Here is a 22,761-nt window from a genome sequence, read left to right as displayed (position 1 = left end):
AAGCGGTTCCTATGCTCCTCGGCGTGCCCCTCCGCTCCCGCAGACGGAGTCCCGGCCGCTCGTTCGTCATCGGTGTCGTCGGGATCGCGTTGCTCGCCGGGATCGTCGTCCTCCTCGTCCCCGCCGTCCTGGGCGTCCTCGGGAGCTCGGGGTCCGTGATCGGCTCGCTGCTGCCGTGGCTCGCGCTCCTGCTCGTCCCCGTCGCCGGTGCGGCACTCGGCACCCGGTCGAAGCGGCTCGCCGTGCTGTCCCTCGCCTTCGCCGCCGCGTGGGCCGTCGCGGTCCTGCCCGGCGTGCTCGCTCCCGGCACCTCGGGGTCGCCGCAGTTGACGGTCGTCACCGAGAACATCGAGGCCGCCAACCCCGAACCGGCCGCCACCGCGAGGTCGATCGCGGCGCGCGACCCGGACGTCATCGCGCTCGAGGAGCTCACCCAGACCTCGGGCACGGCGGTCGCGGGCGTCCTCGACGAGCGGTACCCGCACCACTACCGGGTCGGGTCGATCGGGGTGTGGAGTCGGACGACCCTGCGCGACGGCGAACCCCTCACGCTCGGTCTGGGCTGGGCCCGGGCGCTCCGTGTGACGGTGGACACCGGGGTCGGCGACGTCCGGTTGTACGTCGTGCACATGGACTCACTGCGACCTGGCGGCGAGGACGGTCGGCCGCGGATGCTGGCGTCGCTCACCGAGGCGGTCCGCGACGACGAGTCGGAGCGGCTCGTCGTCGCGGGGGACTTCAACGGCGGTGCGGCCGACCCGGAGATGCTCCCGCTGACCCGGATGCTCGACGAGGGCGGCGGGTTCGGGGCGACCTGGCCGGCGCAGTTGCCCGTCGTGCGGATCGACCACGTCTTCACCCGGGGGCTCGGGACGACGTCGACCGAGGTCCTGCCCGCGAACGGCAGCGACCACCGGGGCGTGCTCGTCGGCCTGCGGCGCTGACGGCGGGCGCGGGCGCCGGCGTGGGTGCGTCGAACCACGTTTCCGACGTCGAACCAGCCCGCGCGCCTGGTTCGTCGTCGTCTTCGTGGTTCGACGCGGCCGTCAGGGCTTCCGCGGGTACGGGGTCTCGCCCCGCTCGAGCCCGCCGACGAGCTTCGCGAGCCGGTTCGCCCGCGCCGTCGCACTCGGCGCGGTCGTGATCCGGTGGAGCACGGCGTACCGGTTCGTGGCGTCGAGTTCGGCGAACAGCGCTGCGGCCGCGGGAGCGGCGTCGAGCGCTGCCCGCAGGTCGTCGGGCACGGTGGCCGTCGCGGCACCGGCGTAGGCGCGGTCCCACCGGCCGTCGCCCTTCGCACGGTCGACCTCGGCCCGGCCCCGGTCGCGCATGCGCCCCGCGGACTCGAGGGTGGCGACGAGTCCGATGTTCCGCTGCGACCAGATCGACGCCTTGCGCCGCGGGGTGAACCGCTGGCGGAAGGTCGTGTTGTCCCGCCCGCGCTTCTGGCCGTCGATCCACCCGGAGCAGAGCGCTTCGTCGAGGGCCTGGTCGTAGGTCAGCGTCGTCGGCTCCGTGGTGCCCTTCTTCGCGAGGACGAGCCACACGCCGTCGGGGTCGTCCTCGTGCGCGCCGAGCCAGGCGCGCCAGGCAGCGGCGTCGGGGAGTACCAGGTCGTCCGCGTCCATGCGGTCATCGTAGGGCGGCCCACCGTCGTCCGGAGGGCCACCGCTCACACCCAGTTCGGCTGCGCCAGCACCCCGTCCGGGTCCACCTGCTCGGCGATCCGGTGCAGCCGCGAGGTGTTCACGTCGAAGTAGTCCGCCGGGTCCGTGATCGCCGCGTCGCAGTAGTTCGCGTACGCCGCGTCACCCCACGCCGGCCGCATCGCCTTCCGGAACCCCCGGACGTAGGCGTCGAAGGGTGCCGGGTCCGATCCGTCCGCGAACACTGCGGTGTACTGCACGGTCATGAGCGCCGACCGCCACGGGAACGCGGTGTCGGTCCGTCCGACGTCGGAGACGACACCGCCGAGGGCGTCGAGCGCGACCCCGCCCTCGAGGTTCCCCGCCACGTCGCCGGCCGCCTCGGCGTGGGCGACGAGCACGTCGATCTGTTCGTCGGACAGTTTCACCGATCCGATCGAGGACGTCGCCGCCTCGGACACCCGCTGTGGCTTCCCCGCCAACGCGGACATCGCGGCACCGTAGGTGAGCTGCCGCGCGGTGTGGGCGAGCGGCTTCGCTCCGGTGGCGGCGATGAAACCGTCGACGGTGGTGTCAGCGCCGGTCTTCGAACCCGTCCACACACCCGTCACAGTGACCGTCGGGGCGGTGTGCCGGCTCCCGTTCAGCAGCTTGAGCGTCGACCACAGCTCCGGGTCGGCGGTGGGCGCCCAGTCCTGCCAGGCGCGCACGACCGCCGCTGCGGCCGACCACGCGAAGGTGATCGAGAAGAGCAGGACGCCGGGCGCGGCCTGGGTCCGGTACGTCAGTGCGGTCACGACGCCGACGGTCCCACCGCCCCCGCCGCGGCAGGCCCAGAACAGGTCGGGCTCGGCGGTCGCGGAGACCTCGTGCACGGTGCCGTCCGGCGTGACGACGGTCGCACCGGTGAGCTGGTCGCACGTCAGCCCGAAGGAGCGGACGAGCACACCGACCCCGCCGCCGAGCGTCAGGCCGCCGATCCCGACCGTGGGGCAGGAGCCGGCGCCGATCGCCCGTCCGGCGGCGGCGAGCGTGGCGTAGACGTCTCCGAGCTGCGCACCGGGACCGATCGTCACGGTGCCGTCGTCGTGCACGTCGATGCCGTCGAGGTCCTGCGTGCTGATCACCAGCGACCGCGGGACGTCGGTGCCGCTCGCACCGCCCGCCGACCAGCCCGTGTACGAGTGCCCGCCGGAACGGAGCGCCACCGGCGTGTTCGTGTTCCGGGCGAAGGCCAGCCCGGCCTGGACGTCCGCGGTGCCGGCCGCGCGCAGGATGCCCTGCGGGTCGGCGTCGTCGTACCGGGGGTTCTCGACGAGCCGGGCGCTGTTCCATCCGTTCGACCCGGAGCGCAGCAGCCGTCCGGAGACCGCGGCGGCGAGGGCGTCCCACGAGTCGGGGCCGCCCGGTGTCGGTGACGCGGTCGGAGTCCCGGTGGGGCCGGACGTAGTCGTGGCCGACGGGGACGGGGACGGCGCCGGTCGACTGCACGCGGCGAGCACCCCGGCGATCCCGAGTCCGACTCCCCCGGCGAGCACCGCACGCCTGGTGGCGGGACGGGTCACGGTCCGGAGACCCCACCGCCGGCGCCGGTGACACCCGGGTGCGCGGCCTTCGACAGCCCCTCGGTCACCGAGTGCGCGGCCTCGGCGTCCGCTCTCGCCTGGGCCCCGAGCCGCGGGTCGGCCGGTCCGAGGTGCGCGAGGCGCTTCGCTCGTCGGTGGTTCTGCACCTCGAGCACGGTGATGACGGCGGCGATCAGCACCGCGACGCCGATCACGATCCACACGATGGTCATGACGTCCCCTCTCGTCCCGGGGTCTCGGACCCCGTGCCGGCGAGCGTACCCGAGCTGCTGATCCGGGTGGCCCCGGCCCACTCGTGCACCCAATCCGGCACCGACAGGTCTCTATCGGACGCGCCCGCGGCCTCGAGCAGCTCCGACGGGGACACCGTCCCGCCGGTACGCAGCAGGAACCGCGCCTGCACCACGGCCCGTGCCACCACGGTCCCGCGGCGGACGAACGTCTGCTCCAGGTAGGCCGCGCGGTCGTCCATCCCGAGCACCCGGGTCACGAGTTCGAACCGCTGGCCGAGCGTCAACGACCGCTTGTAGGTGATCGTCTGCGCCGACACGACCGGGTACCAGCCGCGCTCGGCGATCGCACCCCAGAACCCCGAGCGCAGCATGAGGTCGAGCCGCCCGAGGTCGAGCATCGACAGGTACTTCCCGTTGTTCACGTGCCGCAGCGGGTCGAGGTCGGTCAGGGTCACCCGGAACGGCGTGCGGACCTCGTCCCAGAGCGTCGGTCGCCGTCCGCCGATCGCGGGGCGGAGCCGGACGCGCAACTGGAGCAGGAACAGCCGGAAGTACAGGTTCACGCCCCGATCACACCAGGGTCGGGCCACGAACGCGCGGAACCTTGGAGGAACCGCACGAACCGGCATTCCCGGCTGACGGGTCCGGTCAGTGCCTCCCTCCAACCGAGGGACCCGGAGTAGACCTGCTCCCATGCAGACACGCAAGCTCGCAGACCTCGAGGTCGGACCCGTCGGCCTCGGCACCATGGGCATGAGCGCCTTCTACACGGGCGCCGGCACCGACGACGACGAGTCGATCCGCACCATCCACCGTGCGATCGACCTCGGCGTCACCCTGTTCGACACCGCCGAGGCGTACGGCCCCTACACGAACGAGGACCTGCTCCGCCGGGCCCTCGGAGACCGCCGCGACGACGTCGTCATCGCGACGAAGTTCGGCCTCATCACGCACACCGCCGGCGAGGAGACGCCCGCCACGGGCCGCGGCATCAGCTCCGCACCGGAGTCCGTGCGCGAGGCGCTCGAGGGCTCGCTCCGCCGCCTCGGCACCGACCACATCGACCTGTACTACCAGCACCGCGTCGACCCGGCCGTCCCGATCGAGGACGTCATCGGGCAGCTCGCCGGCTTCGTGCAGGAGGGCAAGATCCGCCACATCGGGCTCTCCGAGGCGAGCGCAGCGACGATCCGGAAGGCCCACGCGGTCCACCCGATCACGGCGCTCCAGAGCGAGTACTCGCTGTGGACCCGGGACCCCGAGGGCGACGTGCTCGACACCCTCCGCGAGCTCGGCATCGGCCTCGTGCCGTACTCGCCGCTCGGCCGCGGGTTCCTGACGGGAGCGATCACGAAGCCGTCCGACCTGGACGCCGACGACTTCCGCCTGGCGAACCCGCGCTTCCAGGAGGAGGCCTTCGCCGAGAACATGCGCATCGTCGACGCCGTCAAGGAGATCGCGACCGAGGCCGGGGGGACCCCGGCGCAGGTGGCGCTGGCATGGCTGCTCGCGCAGGGCGACGACGTCGTGCCGATCCCCGGCACGAAGCGGGTCTCGCGACTCGAGGAGAACGTCGGCGCAGCCGACCTCACCCTGACAGCGGACCAGATCGCGCGCCTGTCGGCGCTGCCGGTGCCGACGGGTGACCGCTACCCCGACATGTCGACCATCGGTCGGTAGACGCGACCGGATGACGGCCTGGAGGCGCGGTGCCGGCTGGCACCGCGCCTCCAGGCCGTCTCGGCGTGCGTTCCGGGCGTCGGTCCGGTGACGGACGCGACCCACGCCCGTCATCCCGGCCCGGCGACGCGGGCGGAACATGCGCCGTTCGCCATGCGAGCTGCGCACATTTCGCCCGCTCGCGGGTTGCGGGCGGGACACATGCCCCGCGCGGCATGGGATCAACTGCCTCGGTAGGTGCTGTAGGCAAACGGGCTGAGCAGGAGCGGCACGTGGAGGTGCTCGGTCCCGCGCACGGTGAAGGCCACGACGACGAACGGGTGGAACGTCGGTACGCCGGCGGCGCGGTGGTACCCGCCCGTGTCGAAGCGCAGCTGGAGGTCGCCACGCGGCAGGACGTCCGGCCCGAGCGCAGCGCGTCCGTCGGTGTCGGTCGTGCCGGTCGCGAGGACGTCGCCGTCGACGGTGCTCAGCACGAGGCCCACCCCCGCGGCGGGCGTGCCCCGGGTCGCGTCGAGGACGTGCGTGGTCAGCTGGGCGACGGCGAAGGTCGCGCGGATGCGGTGCAGTGCGATGTCCGCGAGGGCACCGGCGGCCTCGGCGACCTCGACGTCGGGATCGTTGCCGAGCCGCCGTCGGAGTTCGGCGAGGAGCTCCTCGGGCGTCCGGCCGGCCGCGCGCACGAGGAACACCCGGCCGAACCGCCGCTCGTACTCGGCGTTCCCCGCGGCGATCGCCCGGGCGACGTCGTCGTCCGCGGCGCGCATGGCCGACTGCTCCCGGGCTGACGAGGCATCGCTGCCCCGCTCACCGATCCGCGGGTGCTGCGCGAGGGCGGCGTCGAGCTCGGCGGCGCCCCACCCACGTGCCTCGGCGGCGGCACGCTCCAGGAGCGCGGCGACGGAGCCGTACGGCCGTCCGGCGGCGAGTGCGTCGGCCCACGCCGGAACGGCCGCCCACCCGGTGGCCGTGGCGACCGCGTCGGAGACGGTCGCGTCGTCGAGATCGCCGATGTCCATGCCGCCACGCTACGGAACGCCCGTTTCACCGGGGTTACGCCGTGGTTACCCGCGCGACGTGACCCACGGTCCCGGAACGGTCGCCGCTGTGGGACGGGAGGCGCGGGTCGGGCCCGCACCGCGCCTCCCGTCCCGCAGGTGCGCACCTCGACGACGTCTGCGCGCGCTGCACGCCGCGCACTCGTCGTCCGCGTGCGCACTCGCGGCTAGACCTCCGCGGCGAAGGACGCCGCGCGGAGCTGCAGGTCCTCGATCCGCTGCAGCCGTGCGGCCTCGACGTCGTAGCCCTCGTACGCGAGCGGCGGCGTCCGCCGGACGTTGCGCGAGCACTGGAAGTCCTGGCAGACGAGCGTGCCGACGGTGTTGCCGTTGCGACCCGCCGTGCCGGACCGCTTCGCGCTGTAGAACACGACGTCGTTCGGGAGCTTCACGTCCTGGCACCACGAGCACTGCGCCCGGGCACGGGGCGAGGCCTCGGCCTGCCGGAACAGGATGCCGACGAGGTCGCCCTCGAGGGTCGGCACGACGGCGTACGCGCGCCGGGCGAGCTTCGGGTCGCGCCAGCCGAGGTAGTCGAGCGCGTCCCAGTCGAGGGTGTCGAGGTCGGCGGGCAGCGTGAGGTCGCCGGTCTCCTTGCGGGAGGCGTTGACGAAGGACGTGCGGATGGTCTTCTCGCTGATGGGCAGCATGGTGGTTCGCTCTCGGACGGGCCCGGGGCACGCGGACGCATGCCGCACCGGGCGGAGGGTTCAGGGTTCGATGACGGCGGCCGCACCGAACGGTGCGACCGGGGGCATCACGCCCTGATGTCGGCGAAACGGGCGCCGACCACCTCCTGGAAGCTCACCCGACCAGCCTACGTCGACGTGTCAAGCCGGGTGCGGCTGCGCGGTGAGGAGGACGAGCGAGCCCTCGAACGTCGGCTGCGTGCGGAGCGCGCCGTGGGCTCGGTCCCACTCGCCGGACTCGAGGGCCGTGCGGAGCGCGGCGACGGATCGCCGTGCGGTCATCTCGTCGACGGAGCTCCACGCCGGGTCCGCCCGTCGTGCGCCCGGGTCGAGGAGGCGTTCCGGCCGCGCGTAGTACGCCTCGGAGAACCCGTCGATGCACGTGAACGGGATCGGCAGGCGCGTTGTCGTGACCGCGTCGTCGGTGAGGGCCGCCGCGATCCGGGCGAGCGAGGGGTAGCGCCGGGCCTCGGTCGCCATGACCTCGGGGGCGTACTCGGCGAGCCAGAAGTCCTCGACACGGTCGGGGTCGCACGTCAGGATCACGATCGGACCCCGGGTCACCCGGCGCAGCTCGGCCAGCCCACGCTCGAGGTCGCCCCACTCGTGCACGGAGAAGGTCGTCATCGCGGCGTCGAACGTGTCGTCGGCGAACGGCAGGTCCTCGGCGGTGGCGTCGATCGCGGTCACCTCGCGGTCGGTGGGCTCGTAGGACCCGGCGCCGGCGCCGGCGCCCACGTCGAGGACCGTCCGGGCGTCGCCGAGGGCCTTCGCGATCGCCCGGGCGAAGGACGGCTCCGGCCGACGGTACTTGCTGTGGTCCTGACCGATGCGGGCGGAGTCGGCGTCCCCCGCTGAACCGTCCGTCGTCCTCGTCACGGCCCCAGCCTACGGACCGGGCCTGTTACGGTCGGGCCATGGTCTCCGGGGGATTCGCCGTCGTCAGTGTCCTGTACATCGCGTTCGTCGTGGCGCTCGCCGTGCTGACGGTCGCGCTCATCGTGCTCGTGTTCGCCGCGATCCGCGTGCTGCGGCTGTCCGCGACGGAGCGGCAGCTGCGCATCGAGCGGCTGCGGTACGACGCCGCCGTCGACGGCATCGAGGACGGTGGCGCCAGCCCCGACGAGACGGGTCCCGCGACCCCCACCGTCTGACGCCCGTCGCGCGGGAGGTCAGTCGACCGACTCGGTCTCCGACTCCCGCAGCGCCGCGTAGTGCTCGGCACGCTCGGTCGCAGCCCACGACCCGAGGAGCGCCAGGGACCGCTCGGACTCGCTGCCGGGCTCGGCCGAGTACGAGAACATCACCAGGCCCGGGTCCGCGACGAGTTCCAGCGCCTCGTAGTCGAGCCGGAGCTCACCGACGATGGGGTGCACGAGCCGCTTCTTGCCGGTGCGGTGCATCCGGACGTCGTGGGCGGCCCACCACGTGCGGAACTCCTCGCTCCGGGTCGACAGCTCGCCGACGAGGGTCACGAGTCCGGGCTCGCACGGGTTCGAGACCGCGGCCGCACGGAGGATCGCCACCGCGTCCCGAGCGGTCTGCGCCCAGTCCGCGAAGAACTCCTTCGCCGCGGGGTCGAGGAACGTGAAGCGCGCGGTGTTCACCGGGCGACCGGGGCCCGCGAACATCGGCGCGTACAGCGCGCGACCGAGCTCGTTCGTCGCGACCACGTCACCGCGCTCGTTCCGCACCCAGGCGGGCGCTCCCGTGATCGAGTCGAGCAGCCGCTGCACACCGGGGCGCACGCGGGTCGGGACGTTGCGGTGCATGACCTTCACGCCGGCGTTCGCCAGGCGGGCGAGGTCCCACAGGTGCACGCGCTCGTCCTCGTCGAGCTGCAGCGCACCGGCGAGCCCCTCGAGCACGCTGTCCGAGACGCCCTTGAGCGAGCCCCGCTCAAGCCGCGTGTAGTAGTCGACGCTGACGCCGGCGAGCATGGCGACCTCGTGCCGACGCAGCCCCGGCACCCGTCGGACACCACCGCCGAACGACGGCATGCCGACCTGCTCGGGAGTGAGCCGCGCCCGCCTCGAGGACAGGAAGTCGCGGATCTCGTTGCGCACGTCGATACCCATGCGACGAGCGTACGTCCCGTGGCTGGTACCGCGGCAGGCCCTGCCCGTACCCGGGACGGGACGGACGGGAGGCGCGGGGCGGCCCCGCACCGCGCCTCCAGTGCTCAGGCGGTTGCGTCGGCCGTGATGCGCACGCGCGCCACGCGGTGACCGTCCATGGCGGTCACCTCGAGCCGGTGGCCGCCGACCTCGACGACGTCCCCGACCTCCGGCACGCGGTCCAGCGCCACCTGCACCAAGCCGCCCACCGTCTCGTAGTCGCCGTCGGGGAGGGCCGGGCCGCCGTCGGCCACGAGGTCCTCGAGCACGGTCGCCCCGTCGACGCCGTCGTGCTCGGCCGCGGGCTCGTCGTACTCGTCGCGGATGCGTCCGACGAGGTCCTCGAGCAGCGCCTCGAGCGTCACCATGCCCGCGCTGCCGCCGTACTCGTCGACGACCAGGGCGATCTGGTGTCCCTCGGTGCGCATGTCCGCGATCGCACTCGACAGCGACTTCGTCTCGGGCAGCGCGAGCACCGGACGCACGAGGGTCGACACCGGTGCGGTGGGGTCCTCCGGGCGCAGCAGGTCCCGCAGGTGCACGAACCCGTCGACGTGGTCCCGCGTGCCGTCGGTGACGAGGTACCGGGTGTGCCCGAGGTCGATGGCGTGGTCGGTGGCCGCGGCGATCGAGATGCCCGCGTCGATCGTCGACACGTCGTACCAGGGCCGCATCGACTCGCGGAGGATCCGGTCGCCCGCGTCGAGGGCGCTCCGGGCGATCCGGCGTCCCTGGGCGTCGATGGCGTCGTGGTCCTCGACGAGACCGCGGAGCTCCTCGGTGCTCATCGACTCGCTCCGGGCGTTCGGGTCCCCGCCGAGCAGCCGCACGACGGTGTCGGTCGACTTCGAGAGCAGCCAGATCACCGGGCGCATGAGCGTGGCGAACCGGTCGAGCGTGGGGGCCACGGCCATCGAGAAGCCCTCGGCGCGCTGCAGGGCGAGCCGCTTCGGCACGAGCTCGCCGAAGACCAGCGACAGGTAGGCGATCACGAGGGTCATCAGCACGAGTGCCACCGTCTCGGCAGCACCCTGCTCGAGCCCGAGGCCCGTGAACAGCGGCGCGACGTCAGGAGCGATCGACGATGCGCCGTACGCGGCCGAGAAGAACCCGGCGACGGTCACGCCGATCTGCACGGCGGAGAGGAAACGGTTCGGGTCGCGGCCGAGCTCGGCGACGCGCATCCCGCGGGACCCGCGGCGCTCGAGCTGCTGCAGCTGGGATTCACGGAGAGAGACGAGGGCGATCTCGGCTGCGGCGAACACGCCACCGACGAGCACGAAGAGCACCACGAGCCCGAAGGCGATCCAGGTGTCGGGTCCCATCAGCGGGCTGCCGGCTCAGATCGGCGACGGGTGGGCGGTCTGTGACAGTCGTCCATGCCTGTGAGCATGCACAGGGAACCTGATCAGGCGGTGAGGGAACGCCCGATGCGCGCTTCGAGCCAGGCTTCCGGGTCGATCGGGGTCTCGCCGTCCATCAGGACCTCGAGGTGGAGGTGCGCCCCGGTCGAGACCCCGGAGGAGCCGACCTTGCCGATGAACTGCCCGGCCTCGACGGTGTCCCCGACCTTCAGCGGCGAGGAGCCGGGGATCATGTGGCCGTAGAGCGTCGAGACCTCGCGCCCGTCGATCACGTGGTCGATGATCACCGCGGTGCCGTACGAGAAGTACGTGCCGGAGACCCGGACGGTCCCCGCGGCCACGGCACCGATCGGCGCGCCCATGCCCGGGTTGAAGTCGAGGCCCTGGTGGAGCGACGAGCAGGCGCCGCACGGAGCCGAGCGGTAGCCGAAGCCCGAGCTCATCCGCACCGGCCCGGGGAACGGTGACCGGACCTCGCCGCCGTAGGACACCGACGTGCCCGGGGCCCCGGCCGAACCGCCGCCGACCGTGAAGCCGTCGCGGTCGAGGGCGGAGGCGGAGATCGCCTGCGTCACGGCGTAGTCCTGCGTGCGGACGGAGGGCGCGAGGGTCGCGGTCGCCATCGAGGTGCCGGCACTGGCGTGCGCGGGCATCGCGGACGCGGCGAACATCGCGAGGGCGGCGAGGGCGCTCGTGAGCGTCACGCGGCTGGCGCGGCGGGACCTGGAGGCGCGGGTCGCCCGGGCGACGGCGGTCACGCCGGGCGCGGGGCGGCGGACGACGCGCTGGATGCGGGCGTCGACGTGCTCGGTCGTCGCACGCGCGGCGGCAGCTCGGCGACCGGTGCGTTCGGGCTTCGGCGCGCGAGGCGGCGCGGGCGTGCGCTCGGCCTTCGGTGCGCGCTCGGGCTTCGGCGTCCGCTCGCGGCGGGCCGGCTTGCGGGCTGCTGCGCGCTCGGCCTCGAGGGCGGCGCGACGGGACAGGTGCACCACCGGGGTGTCCGGGTGCTGGTCGAGTTCGCGTGCAGTCGTCATGGCCGCCCACCATTCTGCACGACTCTGTCGCTTTGTACAGGTCCTTTCGTGATCTCATCGTTACCGAAGTGCTGGGAGGCTGCTGATCCCACAGCCCGCCCCGGCCCCGGAGGCCGCCCGATCAGTAGTGTCCGCAGTGAGCGAGCGGAAAGGACCCTCCACATGGCCCGAACACCGCGCGAGCGGCACGAACCGGTCGACCTGGCGTCGGCGCACGTCGTGCTCGCCGGGACGCAGGAGCTCCTGCCGGTGCTCCGGACCGCTGCCGTCCGGGCCGGGGTCGACGCCGCCCGGATGCGCGTGGTCGGGGTGGACGACCTGCCCGATCCCGAGGAGACCTGGGACGCCGAACTCGCCGTCATCGCGATCCGTCGACCCGGTGACGACCCGGCGTTCCACCGTGCGCACGAGGCCGCCGAGATGATCGACCCGCTGCTCGCGCCGCACGCGGTCCGAATCGTCGTGACGGTCTCGGGGCTGACCCGGCTCGCGCCGAAGGTCGAGCGGACGCTGACGTCCGAGGTGCTCCACCAGATCGGCGCGGCGTCGGCACCGTCCGGGTTCGAGCGGCCGTTCCGGAACTTCCGGATGCGCGTGGGGCTCGCGGCCCTGAAGACCGCCGGCGTCCGGGTCTTCCGGGTGCGCATCGGCGAGTGACCGTCACCGTGCGGGAGCGCCCCTGAGCTCGAGGGCGATCTGCTCGGCATCGAGGTTCTGCAGCATCGACTCGAGCACCTCGGCGTCGAAGCTGCCGTCGTCGCGGGCGTCGAGGATCGCGGCGCGCTGCGCTTCGAGCACCGCCAGGCGCCGGGCCTTCTCGCGCCCCATCCACGCCCGGAGTTCGGCGGGGTCGGCGGCTTCGAGCTCTTCCCGCGCGCGGGGTCCGGCCTCGCTCGTCCCGGGGACCTGCTCCGCCGCTGCACGCATGAGCTCGAGGAGCCGCTTGCGTTCCTCGGTGTCCTGCGCGGCGGTGTCCGTCGTCGGCGCGGCGATGCGACGGAGGAGCGGCCCGATCGTCCCGCCCTGGACCACGAGCGACAGCAGGGCCACGGCGAACGCGACGAAGACGAGCAGTGACCGCTGGGGCGTGCCGTCGGGGAGCGTCTGGGCCGCCGCGACGGTCACCGCGCCGCGCATCCCCGCCCAGACCACCGCGGTGCCCTCCCGCCAGCCGAGCGGCGCCTTCGTGTAGTACGCGATGTCCGCCAGGGTGCGTCGGACCCGCACCGCGAACCGGTCGAGTTCCCGTTCGGACGGCGCCCGGTTGCCCGGGCGGTGTTCGCGGATCACCTCGCTCATGGCGTCGCGGTCCTGCGCGTGCATCTCCGCGAAGCGGGTCTGCATCCGTTCGCCGCGCTCGGCGCTGGCGGACAGGGCGAGCAGCAGCGGCACGACGTAGGCCGCCCGGACGAGGACGGTGAGCACCAGGGCGCCGACGGCGATGAGGAGCGCCGGCCCGATCCCGGCGTGCTGGTCCTGCACGTCGCCGAGGATCGACGCGAGCTGCAGTCCCATCGTCAGGAACACGGCACCCTCGAGCACGAGCTCGATCGTCTGCCAGTTCTGGGCGTCCGACAGCCGGTGCCCCGGGGGGAGCCTGCGCGGGCCGACGATGCCCGTGAACAGCCCCGCGACGACCGCCGCGACCAGGCCGGACCCCTCGAAGTGCTCGGTCGGGATCGCGGCGACGAACGGCACCGCGAAGGACAGCGCCGTGTTCACCGCGGCGTTCGGCACCCGGGACCGCACCCAGACGTTGAGCCAGCCGACGAACCAGCCGATGACGACGGCGATCGCGACGGCCCGGGCGAAGTCTCCGAGTGCGCCCCAGAACGAGAACGACGCGCCCGCGGCGAAGATCGCGGTGCGGAGGAGCACGAGCGCGGTCGCGTCGTTGAGCAGTGACTCCCCGTCGAGGATCGAGATCGCCCGCCGTGACACCGAGGTCTGCTTGACGATCGAGGTCGCGACGGCGTCGGTGGGACTGACGATCGCCCCGAGCGCGATGCCCCACCAGAAGCCCAGCCCCGGGACGACCCACGCGAAGAAGAGCCCGAGCACCAGGCTCGACGCGACGACGAGCAGGACCGACAGGCCGCTGATCGCGCCGAACTCCCGCCGGAAGTTCATCGACGGCATCGACACCGCCGCCGAGTACAGCAACGGGGGCAGCACCCCTGCGAGGATCCACTCCGGTTCGATCCGGGCGTGCGGGATCCACGGCACGAGGCTCGCGGCGACCCCCACCGCGACGAGGACGAGCGGCGCGGCGACCCCGATGCGCGGGCCGAGCACGGCGGCGCCCGCGATGGCGACCAGGGCGACCACACCGATGACGAGGAGTTCGTTCACTCCCACAGCGTGGCACCGTTCCGGGCGATCAGTCCCGGTCCGGCTCCGCGCTGTGGACAGCCGAGGCGTTGACCGCGTGGTGTGGAGGAAGGACGTGGGCGACGACCGCGACACTGCCGGCGGCCAGGACGAGCGCGAGCGTGCCCGCGGTCACGGCGGTCCCGATCCGCCGCAACCGCGAGCCCGACCCACGGTCCCGCGGCGCGAAGCGGGCGAGCCCACGACGCGGCGTCGGACCGACCAACCACGGCCCGGAGCCGTCCTCGTCGTACGAGAACGGCCCGGACCCGTCCGGCGCGTACCGGTACGGCCCGCTGCCGTCCACGGCGTACGCCGAACGGAGGTCCTCCGCGGACCACCCGAAGTCCTCCGGTGTCTGCCGTGTCGTCGACATGCGCGCCTCCTGCGGTCGTGTGGTGCGGAAGACCACTCCACGCGACGTTCCTATGAGTCGACAGTGCGCCTCCAGGAAGCCATCCGAGCATCTGCTCCACGCAGGCGGCACCATGTATCTTGATGTCGAGACATCCCGTTGCGCGAGTAGCGTGGACGTACCGACGGTCGAACAAGGGAGTACCCGCCAGCATGGCCAAGATCATCTACACCCTCACGGACGAGGCGCCGTTCCTCGCCACCCACTCCTTCCTCCCGGTCATCCAGGCCTTCGCCGGCACCGCAGGTGTCGACGTCGAGACCCGCGACATCTCGCTCTCGGGCCGGATCATCGCCCAGTTCCCGGAGCGGCTCACCGCCGAGCAGCGCCTGGACGACGCCCTCGCCGAGCTCGGGGACCTCGCGAAGACCCCCGAGGCGAACATCATCAAGCTGCCGAACATCTCGGCGTCGATCCCGCAGCTCAAGGCCGCGATCAAGGAGCTCCAGGCGCAGGGCTACGACCTGCCGGACTACCCCGACGAGCCGACGTCCGACGACGAGCGCGACGCCCGCGCCCGCTACGACCGCACCAAGGGCAGCGCCGTGAACCCGGTCCTGCGCGAGGGCAACTCCGACCGCCGCGCACCGCTCTCCGTCAAGAACTACGCCCGCAAGCACCCGCACCGCATGGGCGCCTGGAGCCACGACTCGAAGACGAACGTCGTGACGATGGGCACGGACGACTTCCGCTCGAACGAGCAGTCCTGGATCGCCCCCGCCGACGACGTCCTGACGATCGAGTTCGTCGGTGCCGACGGTGCGACCACGGTCCTCAAGCAGTCGATCCCCGTCCTCGCGGGCGAGGTCGTCGACGGCACGGTGCTGCACGTCCGTGCGCTCGAGGCCTTCCTGCAGGACCAGATCCGCGCGGCGCAGGAGCAGGGCATCCTGTTCTCGGTGCACCTCAAGGCCACGATGATGAAGGTCTCCGACCCGATCATCTTCGGCCACGTCATCCGGGCGTTCTTCCCGAGCGTCTTCGAGCGCTTCGGCGCCGACCTCGCCGCCGCCGGGCTCAACCCGAACGACGGCCTCGGCTCGATCCTCGCCGGGCTCGACGCCGTGCCGAACGGTGCGGAGATCAAGCAGGCGTTCGCGGACGGCATCGACGCGGGCCCCGAGCTCGCGATGGTCGACTCCGACAGGGGCATCACGAACCTGCACGTCCCGAGCGACGTCATCGTGGACGCCTCCATGCCCGCGATGATCCGCACCTCGGGCCACATGTGGGGTCCGGACGGCGAGGAGCACGACACCCTCGCGGTCATCCCGGACTCGAGCTACGCCGGCATCTACCAGGCCACGATCGAGGACTGCCGCGCCAACGGTGCGTTCGACCCGGCCACCATGGGCTCGGTGCCGAACGTCGGCCTGATGGCGCAGAAGGCCGAGGAGTACGGCTCGCACGACAAGACCTTCGAGGTCCCGGCAGCCGGCCGCGTCCGCGTGGTCACGAGCGGCGGCGAGACGGTCATCGAGCACGAGGTCGAGGCCGGTGACATCTGGCGCGCCTGCCAGACCAAGGACGTCGCGATCCGCGACTGGGTGAAGCTCGCCGTGACGCGTGCCCGTGCGACCGGCTCCCCCGCGGTGTTCTGGCTCGACGAGACCCGTGCGCACGACGCGAACCTCATCGGCCTGGTGCGGACCTACCTCGCCGAGCAGGACACCGACGGCCTGCAGATCGAGATCCTCTCCCCCGAGGACGCGATGCGCTTCTCGCTCGAGCGCATCCGCCGCGGCGAGGACACCATCTCCGTCACGGGCAACGTGCTCCGCGACTACCTCACCGACCTGTTCCCGATCATGGAGCTCGGCACCTCGGCGAAGATGCTCTCCGTCGTCCCGCTCCTCGGCGGCGGCGGCCTGTTCGAGACCGGTGCCGGTGGTTCGGCGCCGAAGCACGTGCAGCAGCTCGTCGAGCAGAACTACCTGCGCTGGGACAGCCTCGGCGAGTTCCTCGCCCTCGCGGTCAGCCTCGAGCACCTCGCCGGTGTGACGGGCAACGAGCGGGCGAAGATCCTCGGCGAGACGCTCGACCGTGCGACCGGCACGTTCCTCGACGAGGACAAGTCGCCGCGGTCGCAAGCTCGGGTCGATCGACAACCGCGGCAGCCACTTCTACCTGGCGAAGTACTGGGCCCAGGAGCTCGCGGCGCAGACGACCGACGCCCAGCTCGCCTCGGCGTTCGCCGAGATCGCGGCGACGCTCGACGAGCAGGAGTCGACGATCGTCGAGGAGCTGAACAGCGTGCAGGGGCACCCGGCGGACATCGGCGGGTACTACCGTCCGGACGACGCCAAGACGAGCGCCGTGATGCGCCCGTCCGCCACGTTGAACGGGATCCTCGCCGCGCTGTAGCCGCGGGACGCACGGACGGGAGGCGCGGTGCCAGCTGGCACCGCGCCTCCCGTCCGTCGTGTGGTCGCGACCACCGCTGTCGCGTCAGTTCCGGGACGGGACGGGCGGGCCTGCGGCCAGCAGCGCCACGAACACCAGGGCGACGGCGACGACGCCGACGAGGATCGACACCGCCGGGTGCCGCACCACGAAGAACAGCAGGCGGTCCCAGAACCCGACGCGCCCCTCGGCACCCTGGCGCCACGGGCCCTCGAGCATCCCGCGCCGGGCCACGGCGACCTCGAACGGCACCGTCGCGTACGGCACGACGGCACTCGCCCACCCGAGCACGAGCGCTCCGGCCGACCACCGCTGGTTCACCGCGACGACGGTCGTCACGACGAGGTACGCCAGGAACACGAACCCGTGCACCCCGCCGCCGATCCGGACGCCCCAGTCGCCGGCACCGAGGCCGTACTTGAGCACCATCCCGGCGATGAGCATGGTCCAGGTCACGAGTTCGGCGACCGCGGCGGCGCGGAACAGGGAGCGGGGAGTCATGCGGACATCGTCGCGGACGCCTCCCGGGAAACCCCCGACACTCCGGTGGTCGTATCGATTCGACGACCAGGCGGACTAGCGTGGGAGCCATGTCGACGCCGACCGAATCCCGTCCCCTGAACATCGTCGTCTGGAACGAGAACGTGCACGAGAGCCGGGGTGACGAGACCGTCGTCGGGCACTACCCCGACGGCATGCACACCGTGATCGCCGCCGCGCTCCGCGAGCACCACTCCGACGCGACCGTGAGCACGGCCACCCTGCAGGAGCCCGACCACGGCATCACCGCCGAGCGACTGGCCACCACCGACGTCCTGTTCTGGTGGGGCCACGCCGCCCACGACGAGGTCAGCGACGCCGTCGTCGACCTCGTGGTCGATGCCGTGCACGCGGGCATGGGCCTCGTGGTGCTGCACTCCGGGCACTACTCGAAGCCGTTCAAGCGCCTGATGGGCACGACCTGCTCCCTGAAATGGCGCAACGACGGGGAGCGCGAGCTCGTCTGGACCGTGGCACCCGAGCACCCGATCGCCGCGGGCGTCCCGCACCCGATCGTCATCGACCGCCAGGAGATGTACGGCGAGTACTTCGACATCCCGCGCCCCGACGAAGAGGTGTTCCTGTCGACGTTCGCCGGCGGCGAGGTCTTCCGCTCGGGCGTCGCGTACCGCCGGGGCCTCGGGAAGGTCTTCTACTTCTCCCCCGGTGACCAGGAGTACCCGGTGTACCACCACCCGGACGTCCAGCGGGTGCTGTCGAACGCGGCCGCGTGGGCGGCGCCGGTGTCCGAGCGACGCGAACTGACCGCCGACCCCCACCCGCGGGACTGGTTCCTGGGCGAGGGTGCGGGTAGACAGGACGGGTGACCCACCTCGACGCCGCAGCGCACCGGTCGGCCGTGGTCGAGGCGCTCGGCGTCCTCGGCTGCGGCCCCGAGGAGCGCTTCGACCGCATCACCCGCATGACGCAGGAGGCCTTCGGGGTCCCGCTGACCTTCCTCAACCTCGTCCACGACGGACTCGTCACGTCCCAGTCGACCTTCGGGTGGCAACAGGGCTCCAGCGTGCCGGCGAGCGAGCAGTTCTGTGCGACGACCGTCCTGAGCCCCGAGCCGATGGTCATCCCGGACACCACGCTCGATCCCCGGTTCGCCCACACCCCCGCGGTGGCTGAGCACGGCATCCGGTTCTACGCGGGCGCACCGCTGTCGATGCTCGACGGCACGCGCGTCGGCACGCTCTGCATCATGGACGCGACGCCGCGCTCGCTGACGGCCGAGGACATCGACCTGCTCCGCGACCTCGCGCGCTGGGCGGAGCGGGAGCTCGGGCACACGATCGAGCGCGACCGGGTCCGGCGGGTCGTGGAGGGCCTCGTCCCCGGACCCGTCGAGGTCCCGGGGTACTCGCTGGAGGTGCTGACGCTCCCCCGCGAGGACTCCGGTGACGTCGCGGATTGGCGAGTCGCCGCCGACGGCCGCCTGCACTGCACCGTCGGAGCCGTCCCGGCAGCCGGTCGCGCCTCGGCGCTCCTGGCAGCAGCGGTCCGGGCAGCCGTGATCGCGCGGACCGACGTCGACGTGGAGACCGCGATCGTCGGCCTGGAGGCGCAGGTCGCCGCCGACCTGTCGGCTGCGGACACCGTCGGGTCGCTCTTCCACCTGCGGCTCGACCCCGCGACGGGTCACGTCGTGCACCGGGACGCCGGGCACGGCCTCGCGGCGGTCGTGCGCGCGGACGGCGGTGCCGCGGTGCTCCGGTCGCACGACCTGCCGATCGGCCTGCAACCGGACGGGACGCCGCGGACCCCCGGTGCGCTCGAACTCGCGTCGGGAGACCGCGTCGTGCTGTGCACCGACGGACTGCTGGCCGCGGTCGGGGACCTCGACACGCTGATCGGATGGGTGCGAGGCGCCGACGACACCGCGAGCCTGGTCGACCGGGTCCGGGGCGTCGCCACGGCCGGCACGCTCCTCGTCCTCACGCGCGACTGAGCGCCCGCGCCCGCGGTCGTCAGCGCTGCGCGGGCTTCGCGGTCAGGGACACGACCAGCAGCGTCGCGAGCATGCCGAACCCGGCGAGCTCGATCCCGAGGCCGGCGAGCTGCCAGTAGGCGCTCCCCACGACCTGCGGCTGCGTGATCGACTCCGGCCACCACCCGTCGATGAGCGGGATCGACGCCGGGAACGGATCGAGGCCGAACACGACGAGCCCGCCGAGCAGGAGCACCACCCCGAGCGCCGCCATCGCGCCCCGCGACCCTCGGAGCATCCGGGCGACGAGCGCCGCGGCGATGCCGGTCAGCCCGACCACGGCGATCGCGAACGCCAGCACGACGACGGTCTGCGGCGCCAGCGCGACCCAGTCGAGCACGGCGATCGGCAGCAGCAGCCACCGACCCGTCCGTGCCCAGCGCACCGGGTTCCGCCATCCGTCCATGCCGGGAACCGTACGACAGCCGACCGGGGAGGTTCCCGGACGTCACCCGGACACCGCCTGGGACGGCCGCATCGGTACGCTTGCAGGATCATGGCGCAGGACGGTGGCACGCGGCAGCAGCGGGCGGTCGCCACCCGTGCCGCGATCCTCGACGCGGCGGCGGGCGAGTTCGACGAGCGCGGGTACCTCGGCACCTCGATGGACGCCGTCGCCGAGCGGGCCGGTCTCACCAAGGGTGCGCTGTACTTCCACTTCACGTCGAAGGCCGACCTCGCCGGCGCGGTGATCGCCCGGCAGCACGAGGTCTCCCGGCGGTACGGCGAGGCGGCGGCCGCCCGCGGGACGACCCCGCTCGAGGTGCTCATGTGGATGTCCCAGGGCCTCGCGTCGCAGATGATCCACGAGACCGTCGTGAGCGCCGGCATCCGTCTGTCCACCGAGGCCGCGACGGCGGACGTGGCCCGGCAGGACCCGTACGCCGACTGGATCGCCGTGGTGACCGACCTCGTCCGACAGGGCATCGACGCCGGCGAGGTCGACCCCGCGTGGGACCCGGAACTCGTCGGTCGCGTCGTCATCCCCGCGTACACGGGGGTGCAGACCGTCTCGGACGTCCTCGCCGACCGGTCGGACCTGTACGTCCGGCTCCGTGAGCTCTGGACGGTCCTGCTCGCGGCCATCGTCTCCGACCGGGTACGCCCCGAGATCCCCCGGCTCGTCGCGCTGATCGCCCCGCTGCCCGACGACGCCTGACCCGACCGCCACGCGACGCGGGTCCCCCCATGGACACCCACGTCGCTGGTCCCTCGAGGCTACCGAGCGCCCGCCCCGCCCGGCTCTCCCCAGTTCACGGGTGTGCGCGCCCCCGGCTACCCTGACCCGATGGCCACCCCCGCCGCCGAGGTCGACGTCGACGTCCCGCTCGTCGCCGCCCTGCTCCGCGACCAGCACCCGGACCTCGCGGACCTCCCGCTCGCGATCGTGGCGAGCGGCTGGGACAACGTCATGGTCCGGCTCGGCGAGCTGCTCGCCGTGCGGCTCCCCCGCCGGGCGGCAGCTGCGGCGCTCATCGAGCACGAGCAGCGGTGGTTGCCGGAGATCGCGCACCGGGTGGCGGCGATCGTGCCCGTCCCCGATCCGGTCCGCACCGGACGCCCGGCCCTCGGGTACCCGTGGTCGTGGAGCGTCGTCCGCTGGCTGCCCGGTACCCCGGCGGCCGAACGCGCCGGCGGCGTGCACGTGGCCGAGGCGCTCGCCGCGTTCGTCGAGCTGCTGCACGTCCCCGCGCCGCCGGACGCTCCCGTGAACCCCGTCCGCGCGGTGCCGCTCGCCACGCGCAGCGACAGCGTCCTGACGCGACTCGCGACGGCGGACGTGCCCCGGGCCCGTGAACTCGCGGCAGTCTGGCGGACCGCGGCGGCGCTGCCCGCGTACGCCGGGCCTCCCGTCTGGGTGCACGGCGACCTGCACCCCTTCAACGTGCTCTTCGAGACGGCACCGGACGGCGGGACCCGCCTGGCGGCGGTCGTCGACTTCGGCGACGTGACCGCGGGCGACCCGGCCGTCGACCTCGCCACCGCGTGGCTCACGCTCGACCGGGAGGCGCGGCGCACCTTCCGCGCGCGCGTCGCGGCCGACGACGACACCTGGGAGCGGGCGCGTGCCTGGGCCGTCTCGATCGGTTCGGCACTCCACCTGTCCGACGACCGCGCGTTCCGCGCCGTCGCAGGCCGGGTGATCGGAGAAGTGCTGGACGACTGAGTCCGCGCGGGGCTATCGTGACCGCACCAATCCGTGCACGTGAAGATCGGAGGGGCCGTCATGACCCTCGAGTTCCGCGTCCAGCACGACGTCGCCACCGACGCCTCTCCCGTCCCGTCCACCCCGACCCGCACCGGCTTCCGCGGGCTCCTCGACCGGTTCTCCGCACGCCGTTCCGCTGCGCGCGACCGTCGCGTCGAGGCCCGGTTGCAGGAGCTGGACGACCTCGCCCGGCTGCTCTCCGGGGCGCGCGGCGTCATCGAACGGGGGTGGATCCAGCACGCGTGGTTCGCGTACGTCGACGAGCACGGTCGGATGCGGAAGGCCTCCAGTGCCGCGGCGATGGACGTGCAGGGCCGCCCCCTCGTCGCCGCGTGCCTGGTCGGCTCCGTGGTCTCCGCTGCCGGTGGCCCGCACGCCGTGCACTCGCAGCAGGTGCAGCGCGCCCTCGACCTGGTGTGGCACGCCCTCGCCGTCGACGAGGGACAGCCGGTCCTCTGGTGCCCGGCGCCGGACGTCCGGATGGGACGGGTCCGCGACCTCACCAGCTGGAACGACGCCCCGGCGCGGAACTCCGGCGAGGTCGCCGGGCTCCTGCTCACCGCCGAACGGGTCGCCGTGCAGGAGTCGGAGCGCGTCCGCGAGCGTTCGGTGGCACGATCGAGGGCATGACGAGCGCCGACCCGGTCCCCGAGGTCCACCCCGCACCGGCAGCACCGACCATCGCCTCGAGCGGCGGCTCGATGCTGTCGGACGAGGGGTCGACGACCGGCATCGACGCCGAGGTCATCAAGCGGACGCTGCACCGGTACCTGCAGAAGCACCGCGCGGCACTGGTCGCCAAGCTCGACGGGCTCGCCGAACGGCAGGCACGATGGCCGGTCACGCCGACCGGGACGAACGTGCTCGGCCTCGTGAAGCACGTCGCGGGCGTGCAGGCCATGTACTTCGGCGAGGTCTTCGGGCGCCCGCTGCCGGACCCGCCCGCCTGGCTCGAGTCCGAGGACGGCGACGACATGTACGCGACGCTCGACGAGACCCTGGACGACGTCGTCGCGTTCCACCACCGCAGTGCCGCGCACGCGGACGCCACGATCGAGGCGCTCGACCTCGACGCCCGCGGGGTCGTTCCCTGGTGGCCGGAGGACCGCCGGCGGGTGACCCTGCACCGGATCCTCGTGCACATGGGGTACGAGACGGCCCGGCACGCGGGGCACGCCGACATCGTGCGCGAGATGCTCGACGGGCTCGCGGGTGACGGGGACGGCAACCTCGCCGAGAAGACCCCGGACGAGTGGGTCCTCTGGCGCGAGCACCTGGTCGACGTCGCCGAGCGGTCGGGACTCCGCGACCTCGGCGCATAGCCGACGACTGCTCGCGATCGTTACCGTTCTCCCAGGGTCGGGGCGCTGCACCTGTCCTGACCGGGTGTTTCCGGCTTCGCGGATCCGCAGGGAGTCGCTCCG

At 72.9% G+C, this 22,761-nt stretch carries 24 protein-coding genes and 2 pseudogenes; 11 read left to right on the top strand and 15 right to left on the bottom strand.

The genetic code is table 11. The features are described from left to right. Window positions 1–23 precede the first annotated feature (23 nt). On the top strand, window positions 24–944 hold the full coding sequence (locus tag QE359_RS03250; RefSeq protein ID WP_309777540.1) for an endonuclease/exonuclease/phosphatase family protein: 921 nt from the start codon (window positions 24–26) through the stop codon (window positions 942–944). Between the two features lie 102 nt (window positions 945–1,046). Here the strand turns inward: QE359_RS03250 and QE359_RS03245 are convergent, their stop codons facing one another. Genes QE359_RS03245 through QE359_RS03230 form a run of 4 tightly spaced genes read right to left on the bottom strand, consistent with a single transcriptional unit; the run spans window position 1,047 to window position 4,028 of the window. Beyond that, window positions 1,047–1,628, bottom strand: a complete 582-nt coding sequence (locus QE359_RS03245; RefSeq protein ID WP_309777538.1) for a YdeI/OmpD-associated family protein — start codon at window positions 1,626–1,628, stop codon at window positions 1,047–1,049. 44 nt (window positions 1,629–1,672) lie between these two features. After that, a complete protein-coding gene (locus QE359_RS03240; protein ID WP_309777536.1) occupies window positions 1,673–3,211 on the bottom strand; it encodes an FAD-binding protein in 1,539 nt (512 codons plus the stop codon). Next, window positions 3,208–3,444 (bottom strand): hypothetical protein, encoded by a 237-nt coding sequence (locus tag QE359_RS03235; protein ID WP_070417548.1) that lies wholly within the window; start codon window positions 3,442–3,444, stop codon window positions 3,208–3,210. The genes QE359_RS03240 and QE359_RS03235 overlap by 4 nt, the downstream gene beginning before the upstream one ends. Further along, window positions 3,441–4,028 carry a thioesterase family protein gene (locus tag QE359_RS03230; RefSeq protein ID WP_309777534.1) on the bottom strand — a complete coding sequence of 196 codons (588 nt, stop codon included), beginning with the start codon at window positions 4,026–4,028 and terminating at the stop codon, window positions 3,441–3,443. Before QE359_RS03230 ends, QE359_RS03235 begins: the two co-directional genes overlap by 4 nt. Window positions 4,029–4,158: 130 nt before the next feature. On the opposite strand from QE359_RS03230, the gene QE359_RS03225 reads away from it, so the two are divergent. Continuing rightward, entirely contained in the window at window positions 4,159–5,145 is a 987-nt protein-coding gene (locus QE359_RS03225; protein ID WP_071294180.1) for an aldo/keto reductase, read from the top strand. A gap of 221 nt (window positions 5,146–5,366) precedes the next feature. On the opposite strand, the gene uraH is transcribed toward QE359_RS03225, so the two are convergent. From uraH to QE359_RS03205, 4 genes and pseudogenes are all read right to left on the bottom strand, one after another. Then, on the bottom strand, window positions 5,367–5,705 hold the full coding sequence (uraH, locus tag QE359_RS03220; protein ID WP_309780396.1) for a hydroxyisourate hydrolase: 339 nt from the start codon (window positions 5,703–5,705) through the stop codon (window positions 5,367–5,369). Then, window positions 5,706–6,164: pseudogene (uraD, locus tag QE359_RS03215) on the bottom strand (2-oxo-4-hydroxy-4-carboxy-5-ureidoimidazoline decarboxylase); the annotation flags it as partial. It abuts the gene before it with no gap. 206 nt (window positions 6,165–6,370) lie between these two features. Continuing rightward, a complete protein-coding gene (locus tag QE359_RS03210; RefSeq protein WP_309777532.1) occupies window positions 6,371–6,853 on the bottom strand; it encodes an FBP domain-containing protein in 483 nt (160 codons plus the stop codon). Between the two features lie 180 nt (window positions 6,854–7,033). Then, window positions 7,034–7,771 carry a methyltransferase domain-containing protein gene (locus QE359_RS03205; protein WP_309777531.1) on the bottom strand — a complete coding sequence of 246 codons (738 nt, stop codon included), beginning with the start codon at window positions 7,769–7,771 and terminating at the stop codon, window positions 7,034–7,036. Between the two features lie 38 nt (window positions 7,772–7,809). On the opposite strand from QE359_RS03205, the gene QE359_RS03200 reads away from it, so the two are divergent. After that, window positions 7,810–8,046, top strand: a complete 237-nt coding sequence (locus tag QE359_RS03200; protein ID WP_309777530.1) for a hypothetical protein — start codon at window positions 7,810–7,812, stop codon at window positions 8,044–8,046. Between the two features lie 18 nt (window positions 8,047–8,064). Here QE359_RS03200 and QE359_RS03195 read toward each other — a convergent pair whose 3' ends face one another. The 3 genes from QE359_RS03195 to QE359_RS03185 all read right to left on the bottom strand — a co-directional run bounded on the left by QE359_RS03195 (window position 8,065) and on the right by QE359_RS03185 (window position 11,407). Next, a complete protein-coding gene (locus QE359_RS03195) occupies window positions 8,065–8,970 on the bottom strand; it encodes a helix-turn-helix transcriptional regulator (protein WP_070417554.1) in 906 nt (301 codons plus the stop codon). Window positions 8,971–9,074: 104 nt separating this feature from the next. Continuing rightward, the gene (locus tag QE359_RS03190; RefSeq protein WP_309777528.1) at window positions 9,075–10,334 is read right to left on the bottom strand and encodes a hemolysin family protein; all 1,260 of its coding nucleotides are present in this window, start codon (window positions 10,332–10,334) and stop codon (window positions 9,075–9,077) included. A gap of 83 nt (window positions 10,335–10,417) precedes the next feature. Beyond that, the gene (locus QE359_RS03185; RefSeq protein ID WP_309777526.1) at window positions 10,418–11,407 is read right to left on the bottom strand and encodes a M23 family metallopeptidase; all 990 of its coding nucleotides are present in this window, start codon (window positions 11,405–11,407) and stop codon (window positions 10,418–10,420) included. A gap of 162 nt (window positions 11,408–11,569) precedes the next feature. Here QE359_RS03185 and QE359_RS03180 point away from each other — a divergent pair, with 162 nt between their 5' ends. Then, window positions 11,570–12,064 (top strand): hypothetical protein, encoded by a 495-nt coding sequence (locus QE359_RS03180; protein WP_070417557.1) that lies wholly within the window; start codon window positions 11,570–11,572, stop codon window positions 12,062–12,064. A gap of 3 nt (window positions 12,065–12,067) precedes the next feature. Here the strand turns inward: QE359_RS03180 and QE359_RS03175 are convergent, their stop codons facing one another. Next, on the bottom strand, window positions 12,068–13,759 hold the full coding sequence (locus QE359_RS03175; RefSeq protein ID WP_309777524.1) for a cation:proton antiporter: 1,692 nt from the start codon (window positions 13,757–13,759) through the stop codon (window positions 12,068–12,070). A gap of 28 nt (window positions 13,760–13,787) precedes the next feature. Next, window positions 13,788–14,153, bottom strand: coding sequence for a hypothetical protein (locus tag QE359_RS03170; protein ID WP_309777522.1), 366 nt, complete (start codon window positions 14,151–14,153; stop codon window positions 13,788–13,790). A 191-nt stretch (window positions 14,154–14,344) separates the two neighbouring features. Here QE359_RS03170 and QE359_RS03165 point away from each other — a divergent pair. Continuing rightward, a pseudogene (locus QE359_RS03165) lies at window positions 14,345–16,556 on the top strand (NADP-dependent isocitrate dehydrogenase). A gap of 84 nt (window positions 16,557–16,640) precedes the next feature. On the opposite strand, the gene QE359_RS03160 reads toward QE359_RS03165, so the two are convergent. Next, window positions 16,641–17,024 carry a DUF3817 domain-containing protein gene (locus QE359_RS03160; RefSeq protein WP_309780395.1) on the bottom strand — a complete coding sequence of 128 codons (384 nt, stop codon included), beginning with the start codon at window positions 17,022–17,024 and terminating at the stop codon, window positions 16,641–16,643. 161 nt (window positions 17,025–17,185) lie between these two features. On the opposite strand from QE359_RS03160, the gene QE359_RS03155 reads away from it, so the two are divergent. After that, entirely contained in the window at window positions 17,186–17,962 is a 777-nt protein-coding gene (locus tag QE359_RS03155; RefSeq protein ID WP_309777520.1) for a ThuA domain-containing protein, read from the top strand. Then, window positions 17,959–19,089 carry a GAF domain-containing protein gene (locus QE359_RS03150; RefSeq protein ID WP_309777517.1) on the top strand — a complete coding sequence of 377 codons (1,131 nt, stop codon included), beginning with the start codon at window positions 17,959–17,961 and terminating at the stop codon, window positions 19,087–19,089. Before QE359_RS03155 ends, QE359_RS03150 begins: the two co-directional genes overlap by 4 nt. Before the next feature lie 19 nt (window positions 19,090–19,108). Here QE359_RS03150 and QE359_RS03145 read toward each other — a convergent pair whose 3' ends face one another. Continuing rightward, entirely contained in the window at window positions 19,109–19,534 is a 426-nt protein-coding gene (locus tag QE359_RS03145; protein ID WP_309777515.1) for a hypothetical protein, read from the bottom strand. A 90-nt stretch (window positions 19,535–19,624) separates the two neighbouring features. Between QE359_RS03145 and QE359_RS03140 the strand changes: the two genes are divergently transcribed. The 4 genes from QE359_RS03140 (at window position 19,625) to QE359_RS03125 (ending at window position 22,659) form a co-directional block, all read left to right on the top strand. Then, window positions 19,625–20,287, top strand: coding sequence for a ScbR family autoregulator-binding transcription factor (locus tag QE359_RS03140; protein WP_071302407.1), 663 nt, complete (start codon window positions 19,625–19,627; stop codon window positions 20,285–20,287). Window positions 20,288–20,416: 129 nt separating this feature from the next. Beyond that, complete coding sequence (locus tag QE359_RS03135) at window positions 20,417–21,295, top strand: aminoglycoside phosphotransferase family protein (protein WP_309777513.1); 879 nt, start codon at window positions 20,417–20,419, stop codon at window positions 21,293–21,295. Between the two features lie 60 nt (window positions 21,296–21,355). After that, window positions 21,356–21,967 (top strand): hypothetical protein, encoded by a 612-nt coding sequence (locus tag QE359_RS03130; RefSeq protein WP_139199256.1) that lies wholly within the window; start codon window positions 21,356–21,358, stop codon window positions 21,965–21,967. Continuing rightward, window positions 21,964–22,659: a DinB family protein gene (locus QE359_RS03125; protein WP_309777512.1), complete on the top strand. Its 696-nt coding sequence runs from the start codon at window positions 21,964–21,966 to the stop codon at window positions 22,657–22,659. The genes QE359_RS03130 and QE359_RS03125 overlap by 4 nt, the downstream gene beginning before the upstream one ends. Window positions 22,660–22,761 lie beyond the last annotated feature (102 nt).

Source organism: Curtobacterium sp. SORGH_AS_0776, assembly GCF_031453355.1.
In the GTDB taxonomy this organism is placed as follows: domain Bacteria; phylum Actinomycetota; class Actinomycetes; order Actinomycetales; family Microbacteriaceae; genus Curtobacterium.
Note: the sequence above shows the minus strand (reverse complement) of the source record. Positions and strands in the feature narration are given on the sequence as shown.